This window comes from Streptomyces siamensis, from assembly GCF_039543605.1.
Classification (GTDB): Bacteria; Actinomycetota; Actinomycetes; order Streptomycetales; family Streptomycetaceae; genus Streptomyces; species Streptomyces siamensis.
Window position 1 is genome coordinate 252,283 of the sequence record NZ_BAABKB010000032.1, and the last position, 9,204, is coordinate 261,486.

General features: G+C 70.8%; 8 protein-coding genes. 4 read left to right on the forward strand and 4 right to left on the reverse strand.

What is annotated here, in order from left to right:
- Positions 1-47 precede the first annotated feature (47 nt).
- On the forward strand, positions 48-1,022 hold the full coding sequence (locus tag ABEB03_RS34700) for a DUF3626 domain-containing protein (protein ID WP_345656839.1): 975 nt from the start codon (positions 48-50) through the stop codon (positions 1,020-1,022).
- Between the two features lie 127 nt (positions 1,023-1,149).
- The gene (locus ABEB03_RS34705; protein ID WP_345656855.1) at positions 1,150-2,109 is read left to right on the forward strand and encodes a phosphotransferase family protein; all 960 of its coding nucleotides are present in this window, start codon (positions 1,150-1,152) and stop codon (positions 2,107-2,109) included.
- Between the two features lie 48 nt (positions 2,110-2,157).
- Here the strand turns inward: ABEB03_RS34705 and ABEB03_RS34710 are convergent, their stop codons facing one another.
- From ABEB03_RS34710 to ABEB03_RS34725, 4 genes are read right to left on the reverse strand one after another with little or no spacing between them, the layout of a single operon-like run.
- Complete coding sequence (locus ABEB03_RS34710; protein WP_345656840.1) at positions 2,158-3,516, reverse strand: GH1 family beta-glucosidase; 1,359 nt, start codon at positions 3,514-3,516, stop codon at positions 2,158-2,160.
- A gap of 29 nt (positions 3,517-3,545) precedes the next feature.
- On the reverse strand, positions 3,546-4,418 hold the full coding sequence (locus ABEB03_RS34715) for a carbohydrate ABC transporter permease (RefSeq protein ID WP_078628812.1): 873 nt from the start codon (positions 4,416-4,418) through the stop codon (positions 3,546-3,548).
- The gene (locus ABEB03_RS34720) at positions 4,411-5,409 is read right to left on the reverse strand and encodes a carbohydrate ABC transporter permease (RefSeq protein ID WP_095938108.1); all 999 of its coding nucleotides are present in this window, start codon (positions 5,407-5,409) and stop codon (positions 4,411-4,413) included. The genes ABEB03_RS34715 and ABEB03_RS34720 overlap by 8 nt, the downstream gene beginning before the upstream one ends.
- Before the next feature lie 14 nt (positions 5,410-5,423).
- Positions 5,424-6,740 (reverse strand): ABC transporter substrate-binding protein, encoded by a 1,317-nt coding sequence (locus ABEB03_RS34725; protein ID WP_345656841.1) that lies wholly within the window; start codon positions 6,738-6,740, stop codon positions 5,424-5,426.
- 168 nt (positions 6,741-6,908) lie between these two features.
- Here ABEB03_RS34725 and ABEB03_RS34730 point away from each other — a divergent pair, with 168 nt between their 5' ends.
- Positions 6,909-8,207: an ROK family transcriptional regulator gene (locus tag ABEB03_RS34730; protein WP_345656842.1), complete on the forward strand. Its 1,299-nt coding sequence runs from the start codon at positions 6,909-6,911 to the stop codon at positions 8,205-8,207.
- A 130-nt stretch (positions 8,208-8,337) separates the two neighbouring features.
- On the forward strand, positions 8,338-9,171 hold the full coding sequence (locus tag ABEB03_RS34735) for an alpha/beta fold hydrolase (RefSeq protein ID WP_345656843.1): 834 nt from the start codon (positions 8,338-8,340) through the stop codon (positions 9,169-9,171).
- The last annotated feature ends 33 nt before the right edge of the window (positions 9,172-9,204 follow it).

Genomic DNA, 9,204 nt, shown 5'->3' on the forward strand with positions numbered 1-9,204 from the left:
GGTACTAGGTAGAGTCCTAAGCTACCTAGCCGCGCGGGGGAGAACCAATGCATTTCGAGAACGGCCGCTCACCGCAGGAACGGGCGCTGCGCCACGTCGCCGCCCGATCGAGCGGCCCGGCCGTCGACCCGGCGCTGCGGGTGACCTTGAACTTCCATCCGGACCGGCTGGTGGGCGGCGTCCCGGTCCTCACCGCGATGGCCCGGGACGGCTCGTACCGCTCCCAGTTCGTGACCGGCACCAGCAACGGCGGCCTGACCGCGCACCCGGGCGGTGATCGGTGGCTCTGGGAGAGCAGGATCTTCGACCGCGCCTACGACACCGCGCCCCCGCAGCAGCGCCCGGTCTACGGCGGGCTGAACTTCCGCCGCCAACTGGTCGGCGCCTCACCCCGGTTCGGCTCCTCGCACTTCCGGATGACCGGCGAAGCCCTGCGCCGCGCCACCTTCTGCTACCCCGACAGCGCGGCCGAACCGGCCGCGTTCGGCGTGGCGGCCGGCATGAACCTCGTCGAACTGGCCGAGGCGGACAGCCGCGACGCGCTCGACGACTACATCGAGGCCCACGTGCACGGTCCGGTCCTGCTGGACCGGGACATGGAAGCACTCGTCCTCGACGCCTCCTTCCGGGGCACCCCCGTCGAGGCGGCCGCCCGGCGGCTCCCGTGCCCGGTCGAGTTCCACCCCGGATACCGGCTCACCGTCGAGGAACTGCGGCGCCACCCCGGCTTCCGCGGCCCGGAGTTCGTCGAACTGGGCGCGCGCATCGCCGAGGACGGACGACTCGATCCGCGGATCATCGGCGACGCCGCCCGCTCGGGCCGCCATGAGGCGCAGGACCTGAAGAAGGTATGGCACTGCCTCGCCCGCTTCGGTGCGCCGGAGGGCGCGGGCACGGCGGGGGACGGCCGTGCGCCGGTCGTCGGGGCGCCGGGTGTGCGGTCGGCCGGTCCCGTACCGGGTGTGCGGTCGGCCGGTCCCGTACCGGCGAGCGCGCCGGAGCGTTCCGGCGATCGGCGCTGACGACCGGCGACACCGCCGTGGCCCGGTGCGAGGCCTGTGACCCGCCCCGGAGAAAGGGGTTTCAGGCCGTCGGGCCCACCTGGCAGAGTGGGGCCCACGGACGACGAGGGGGACCCTGGTGGCGGTGGTGGACGGCTGGGAGCGGGCACGGCAGGTACTCGACGGGGCGGGCCTCGCGCCCGGCCTGCTCGCCGGTCGCCGGACCCTCACGGGCGGGACCTACAACGAGGTCGAGGAACTGCGTCTCACCGACGGCAGCCGCTATGTGGTGAAGTTCCCGCCGCCGGCCACGGCCCCTGGCCTGAGCCACGAACGGCGGCTCGTCGTCTCCGAGGCGGAGTTCTGCCGCGCGGCGGCGGCGACCGGCGTTCCCGTGCCCCGTGTCGTCGGCCCCCCTTTCGACGCACACCTCCTCCTCACGCACTGCCCGGGCACCTCGTGGGGCGACCTGCCCGAGGGCGACGAGGCCCTGCTGCGCGGGGAGTTGGGCGGGCTGGTGGCCCGTCTGCACACGGTGACCGGCCCCGGGTTCGGCTACCCGTCCGGCGCGCTCGGCCCCCTGGCCGGCGACTGGCGCACCGCCTTCACCGCGATGTACGAAGCCGTGCTCGACGACGCCCGCCGCTTCCGCGCCTGGCTGCCCCGGCCCGTGGACGAGGTGGCCAGGACGGCGAAGGCCGCCTACGACCTGCTGGACGAGGTCACCGTCCCCCGCCTCGTCCACTTCGACCTGTGGCGCGGCAACATCCTCGTGGAGTGCACGGAGGTCGGGCCGGCCGTCGGCGGGCTGATCGACGGAGAGCGCATGTTCTGGGGCGACCCGGTCGCCGACTTCGTCTCCCTCGCCCTGCTCGACGACATCGAGCGCGACCCGCATTTCCTGACGGGCTATCAAGAAGGGGGCGGTGAGGTCGCGTTCGACGCCGGGACGCGGCGGCGCCTGGCCCTCTACCGCAGCTACCTCTACCTGATCATGCTCGTGGAGACGGTGCCTCGCGCACCCGGCGACGCACAGGTCGCCCGGGTGCGCGAGGCGGTGGCGCCGCAGCTGACCGCCGCCCTCGACGAGGCGTGCCAGACCCTGTGACCGTTCCCGCCTGCCCGGCGGTCGACGCCGGGCACGGACCGACAGGCCCTACGCCGCGCTGCGCCCCCTTCCCCCGTGCGCGCGGATGATCTCCGCGTAGCGGTGCCCGCTGCCCTTCACCGTGCGCCGCTGGGTCCGGTAGTCGACGTGCACGAGCCCGAAGCGCTTGTCGTACCCGTACGCCCACTCGAAGTTGTCGAGCAGCGACCAGGCGAAGTAGCCCGCGAGCGGAACGCCCTTGCGGACGGCGGAGGCGCAGGCGGCGAGGTGCTGCTCCAGGTACGCGACGCGCTCGGGGTCGTCGACCGTCCCGTCGGGGCGTACCACGTCGGGGTAGGCGGAGCCGTTCTCCGTGACGTACAGCTTGCGCGCGCCGTAGTCCTCCGTCAGGCGGAGCAGCAGACGCTCGATGCCGTCGGCCTCGACCTCCCAGTCCATGCCCGTGCGGTGCACGCCGAGACGGCGGACCGTGCGGACCCGCGGCGCCGGCCCGGTGGGGTCGTCGGCGACGGTGGACGGGAAGTAGTAGTTGAGGCCCAGCCAGTCCAGCGGCGCCGCCATCGTCTCCAGGTCGCCCGGCTGCTCGGGAAGTTCGACCCCGTACACCTCGCGCATGTCGGAGGGGAAGCCGCGGCCGTGGACCGGGTCCAGCCACCAGCGGTTGGTGTGCCCGTCCAGACGGCGTGCCGCCGCGACGTCCTCGGGACGGTCGGTGGCCGGCTCGACGCTCGCCAGGTTGTTCACGATGCCGATCTCGGCGCCGGGGACGGCGGCGCGGACGGCCTGGGTGGCGAGGCCGTGGCCCAGCAGCAGGTGGTACGAGGCCCGCACGGCGACCGCCAGGTCGGTCAGGCCCGGGGCCATCCGGCCCTCCAGGTGCCCGATCCAGGCCGAGCACAGCGGCTCGTTGAGCGTGGTCCAGTGCTTCACGCGGTCGCCCAGCCGCTCCGCGACGACGGCCGCGTACGACGCGAAGTGCTGTGCCGTGTCCCGCGCGGACCAGCCGCCCCGGTCCTGGAGCACCTGCGGCAGGTCCCAGTGGTAGAGGGTCACCGACGGGGTGATGCCCGCTTCCAGCAGGCCGTCGATCAGCGCGTCGTAGAAGTCGAGGCCCTTCGGGTTGACGGGGCCGTCACCGCCCGGCACCACGCGCGGCCAGGCGACGGACAGCCGGTAGGCGTTGGTGCCGAGCCGGCGCATCAGCTCGATGTCCTCGCGCCAGCGGTGGTAGTGGTCGCAGGCGGTGTCCCCGTCGTCGCCGTTGTCGATCTTGCCGGGCGTGTGCGAGAAGGTGTCCCAGATCGACGGCGAACGGCCGTCCTCCGTCACGGCTCCCTCGATCTGGTACGCCGATGTGGCCGTGCCCCACAGGAAGTCGTGCGGGAGAGCGGCGAGGTCGATGGTCACGGAAGTCCTCTCGGAATGGGGGGAGTCGATCACTTGACGGCACCGGCCGTCAGCCCGGCGACGAGATAGCGCTGCAGGAGCAGGAAGCCGGCGACCACGGGGACGCTGACGACCAGCGAGGCGGCCATGATCTGGTTCCAGTACACGTCGTTGAGCGTGGAGTAGCCCTGGAGCCCGACGGCGAGCGTGCGGGTGGCGTCGTTGGTCATCACCGAGGCGAACAGCACCTCGCCCCACGCGGTCATGAAGGCGTAGACGGCGACCGCGACGATGCCGGGGATCGCGGCCGGCACGACGACCCGGAACAGTGCCCCGAGCGGTCCGCAGCCGTCCACCAGGGCCGCCTCGTCGAGGTCGCGCGGCACCGAGTCGAAGTACCCGATGAGCATCCAGATCGAGAACGGCAGCGAGAAGGTGAGGTACGTCAGGATCAGCCCGCCGCGCGACCCGAACAGGGCGATGCCGGTGGCGTTGCCGATGTTGACGTAGAGGAGGAACAGCGGCAGCAGGAAGAGGATGCCGGGGAACATCTGGGTCGACAGCACGGTGACCGTGAAGACGCGCTTGCCGCGGAAGGAGTAACGGCTCACGGCGTACGCGGAGAAGACCGCGATCACCACCGAGCACACCGTCGCTGCGCCCGCCACGATCAGCGAGTTCATGAAGTACTTCGCGAGCGGCACCGTCGACCAGATGTCGATGTACGGGCGGATCGTCAGCCCGCTGGGGATCCAGCGGAACTTCCCCGAGACGTCCGCGAGGGGCTTCAGCGAGCTGGAGACCATCACGTACACCGGCACCAGGACGAATCCGGTGAGCAGCGTGAGGAAGATCCGCCGGGACCAGAGGAAGGACCGGGGCGGCGCCATCGGGGAGCGGCTGCGGGTCACGGTGCTAGACATCGGCCGTCTTCCTTCCTCGGGAGGTCAGCAGGAGGTAGACACCCGTCACGACCAGCAGGAACAGCAGCAGCAGGACGGACATGGCGGAGCCGGTGCCGAAGTTCCAGGTGACGAACGACGCCTGGTAGATGTGGACCGATATGAGGTCCGCCGCCTCCGGGGCGGTCTTGCCGAACAGGACGTACGGCGTGTTGAAGTCGTTGAACGTCCACAGGAAAAGCACCAGCACCAGCACCTGGTTGACCGGGCGGAGCGACGGCAGCGTGATGCGGCGGATCTGCTGCCACATGCCCGCGCCGTCCAGGGCCGCCGCCTCGTAGAGTTCCTGCGGGATGTTCTGGAGGCCGGCCATCACGATCAGGAAGGCGAACGGCCAGCCCTTCCACACCGACACGGTGAGCAGGGCGATGAAGCTGTTGTCGCCGATGAGCCAGAAGGACGGCTTGTCGGTGAGGTGCAGCTGGTCGTGCAGGACGTGGTTCACCAGGCCGTTGTCGTGCTGGAACATGAACACCCAGGTGATCACGGCCGTGTACACGGGCAGCGCGTACGGGATGAGGAACAGCGCACGCAGCAGGCCCCGGCCGCGGAAGGTGCCCTGCATGTAGATCGCGGCCGCCGTGCCGATCAGCCAGCACAGGCCGACCGACAGCAGCGTGAAGGTGACGGTGACGAAGAACGAGTCGAGCAGCGCCTTGCCCACGGGCGCGTCGAAGTCGACCGACACCTTGTAGTTGTCGAGGCCGGACCAGGGCGCGGTGCCCCAGTCGCGGATGTAGAACTGTGTGAGCTCCTTGAAGCTCATCACGATGCCGATGACCATCGGCACCAGGTGGACCAGGAGTTCGAGGACCAGGGCGGGAAGAAGCAGCAGGTACGGCAGCCCGATGCGACGGATCCGCCCGGTGCGGCGCGGGCCGCGTGCCGCACCGGGGGAGTTCTTGCGCACCGTCCGCTCGGCCGCCTCTGCGGTGGCGGTCGTGGTGGTCATGTGGGTGCTCGCACTCACTTCTTCGGCATCTGCTGCTGGGCCTTGTCGAGCTTGGCCTTCACCGAGGCCTCGGTCACCGGACGGCCGGCGGCCGCGTCGGCGAACAGCTCCTTGATCGCCGTGCCGACGGCGGTCTCGAACTGGGACTCGTCGGCGACCTGCGGCAGTGCGGCGGCACTCTGCGCCAGGGTGTCCTTCAGGACCGCGTTCGACGGGGTGTTGAACGTGGCGTCGGACTGGGCGGCCTTGACCGGCGGGATGGAGCTGTACGCCGTGTTGAGGATCTTCTGCTCGGCGTCGCTGGTCATGAACTTCACGAACTTCGTCGCGCCGTCGAGGTTGTCGGTGTTCTTGAAGACGGCCAGGTTGATGCCCGCGACCATCGAGTTGACGTTCGCGCCGGTGCCGGGGGTGCCGGACTGCACGGGCACCGGGGCGATGCCGTACGAGTCCTCGCTCATGCCCTGCGACTTGAGGTTGGCGGAGGCGGACTGCCACAGCAGCATCGCGTTCTTGCCCTTGGCGAAGTCGGCCACGGACTGGTTCTGCGCGTACTCGGCGTTGCCCGGGGCGATGATCTTGTCCTTCGCCATCAGGTCGACGTACTGCTTGACCGCCGCGACCACGCCGTCGGAGGTGAAGTCGGCCTTGCCGTCCGCGGTGAAGAAGTCGGCGCCGTGCTGCTTGGCGAAGACGAAGGCGTGGTGGATGTTCTCGGACGGGTTGGAGCCCTCGGCGCCCAGCCCCCACTTGCCGCCCTTGGAGAGCTTCTTGCCGTCGGCGATCAGCTCGTCCCAGGTCGTCGGCGGCTTGGCGATGCCCGCATCGGCGAACATCTTCTTGTTGTAGTAGAGGGCGTACGCCATCGAGTACAGCGGCACCGCGGCCGGGTCCTTGCCCTGGGCACCGGTCGAGCCGAGGGCCGAGTCGACGAAGCGGTCCTTGCCGCCGATCTTGCCGAAGTTCTTCGCGTCCCACGGCAGCAGGGCTCCGGTGGCCTGGAGGGAGGCGCTCCAGGTGTTGCCTATGTTCAGGACGTCCGGGCCCTGACCGGAGGTGGTCGCGGTGAGGATGCGGTTCAGCAGGTCGGACCAGGGGACGACCTCCAGTTTCACCTTGATCCCGGTCTGCTTCTGGAACTTGTCGAGCTCGGGCTGGAGCACCTTCTTGTCGATCGCGATGCTGGCGCCCTGGTTGGAGGCCCAGTAGGTGAGCGTCTTGGGGGAGTCGTTGGACCCGCCGCTCGTCGACGAGCCGCCGCCACAGGCGGTCGCGGCGGTCAGCAGGGAGATGGTGACCGCACCGGCGGCCGCGGCTCGGATTCTGCGCATGGCTGCTTGTGTCCCTTTCCCGGAGGGATGGCACGAGGGGCGCCCGCGTTCACTTCTCGAACGCCCCTCATGGCTTAATTTAGGACGTGAGTTAAGACCCGGAAGAAAGTCGCGTCAAGGGATCGCGCAGGGGTATCTTGCAGGTCGGGCAGGCCGGAAGGGAATCTCATGGCGGGGCGGAACGGGCGCACAGTGCGTGACCTGCGGCGGGGCAATCGCACCGCCGTACTACAACGGTTGTATTTCGACGGGCCGATGAGCCGCTACGAACTGGGTCCGGTCACCGGACTGAGTTCCGGTTCCATCAGCAACGTGGTCGCCGAACTCGTCGCCGACGGACTGGTCGAGGAGGCCGGCAGCGTCGACTCCGACGGCGGCCGCCCCAGGACCCTGCTGCGCGTCGCGCCCGGCAGCGGCCACATGATCGGCGTCGACGTCGGCGAGACCCGCGTCCGCGTCGAGCTCTTCGACCTCACCCTCACCGAACTCGCGCGCACCGAAAGACCGTTGGAGCGCCAGGGCTACGACGTCGAGGTCATCGTCGGCCACATCCGCGACGGCATCGCCGAGGTGCTCGCCGCGACCGACATCGCGCCGGAGCAGCTCCTCGGCGTCGGCATCGGCGTCCCCGGCATCGTCGCCCGCACTCCGGACCGCGGAGCCGTGGTGCACGGCCAGACGATCGGCTGGGACGCCGTCCCGCTCGAATCCCTGCTCCGCGCCACCTGCGAACTCCCCGACACCGTCCCGTACTTCGCGGACAACGGAGCCAGGACCCTCGGCCAGGCGGAGATGTGGTTCGGCGCCGGGCGCGGCGCCCGCAACGCGGTCGTCGTCCTCTTCGGCTCGGGTGTCGGCGCCTGCCTCGCCACGGAAGAGGTGGACAACGGCCGGTCCGTCGAATGGGGTCATCTGACCGTACGGGTCCGGGGACGCCGCTGCCGTTGCGGAGCCCTCGGCTGTCTGGAGGCGTACGCGGGCGCGGAGGCACTCCTGGACCGCTGGCGCGAGGAGGGCGGCCGTCCCCCGGAGGACACCGACGAGGAGACCGCGCTCACCGCGATGCTCGCCGCGGCCTATCCCCCCGAGGACGCCGAGGACACCACGCCCGACCCCGTGGCCCTCGCCGTCCTGGAGGAGACCGCCGAGTACCTCGGCGCCGGCCTCTCGGACCTGATCAACCTCTTCCAGCCCGAGCGCATCCTCATCGGCGGCTGGGCCGGCCTCCAGCTCGGCTCCCGCTTCCTGCCCGCCGTCCGCCGGTACGCGGCCTCGTACTCCCTGCGCTACCCCGCCGAACGCGTCACCATCGACCTCGGCAAACTCGGCCCGGACGCCGTCACGGTCGGCGCCGCGATCCTGCCGCTCGCCGACTTCTTCGCACGGGGCGGACGGCGTGCCGAGCCCGTCCGGCAGGGCCCGTCGCCCGCGTGGCGCACCGCCCTGGAGGAACGCGCCCCGCAGTGATCGCCGGCGACGGCACCCCGTGCTCCGAAGGCCAATGACCCCTGAGGTAATCGACCCGCCCGCGTACTCCCGGAACCATGAAGGGCACAGCGCACCGCCCGTCACGCCCCTGGATTCCGGGAGGACTCCCATGCCGTACTTCGAGAGCCCCGTCGATGGCACCCGGCTGCACTTCGTCGACTACGGTCCCGCCTCCGGACAGGTGATCGTCTTCGTCAACAGCTCGTACTTCGGCACCGAGATGTGGGAGTACCAGATGCTGCCGCTGGCCGAGGCCGGGTTCCGGTGCGTCGGGTTCGACCGGCGCGGGCACGGCCGCTCCGACGACGTGTGGGACGGCTTCGACCTGGACAGCCTCGCCGACGACGTGGACGGGCTGCTGCGCCATCTCGACCTGCGGCAGGTGACGCTGGTCGGGCACTCCCTGGGCACCGCCGAGGTCGTGCGCTGCCTGACCCGGCACGGCGCCGGGCGGGTGGCCCGGGTGGCGCTCGTGGCGGGCATGGCGCCGGGCCCCGCACGCTCCGCCGACCATCCGACGGGAGTCGACCCGGCGCTCGTCGAGGCGGGCAACGCGGAGTTCCGCCGCGACCGGGCCGCCTTCTTCGCGGACGGCGCCCGCGCGTTCTTCGCCCTCGGCCTGCCCGGCAACGAACTCTCCGAGGCCTATGTGCAGTCGATGGTCGACCGCTGCCACGGCGCGACGGCCCGCGCCGGGGCGGCGCTGGGCGACCTCGTCGTCACCCTGAACGTGGCGCCCGAGATCGCCAAGCTCGATCTGCCCGTCCTCGTCGTCCACGGCACCCACGACGCGTCGGCCCCCATCGAACTGACCGGCCGCCGTGCGGCGGAACTCGCGCCCGACAGCACCTTCAAGGTCTACGAGAACGCGGGCCACGGGCTGTTCGCCACACACCGCGAGCGACTGACCGCGGACCTCAGGGAGTTCGCGGAAGGCCGCTGAGCCGCCGGGGCGCGCGGCCCGCCGGCCGGCGGG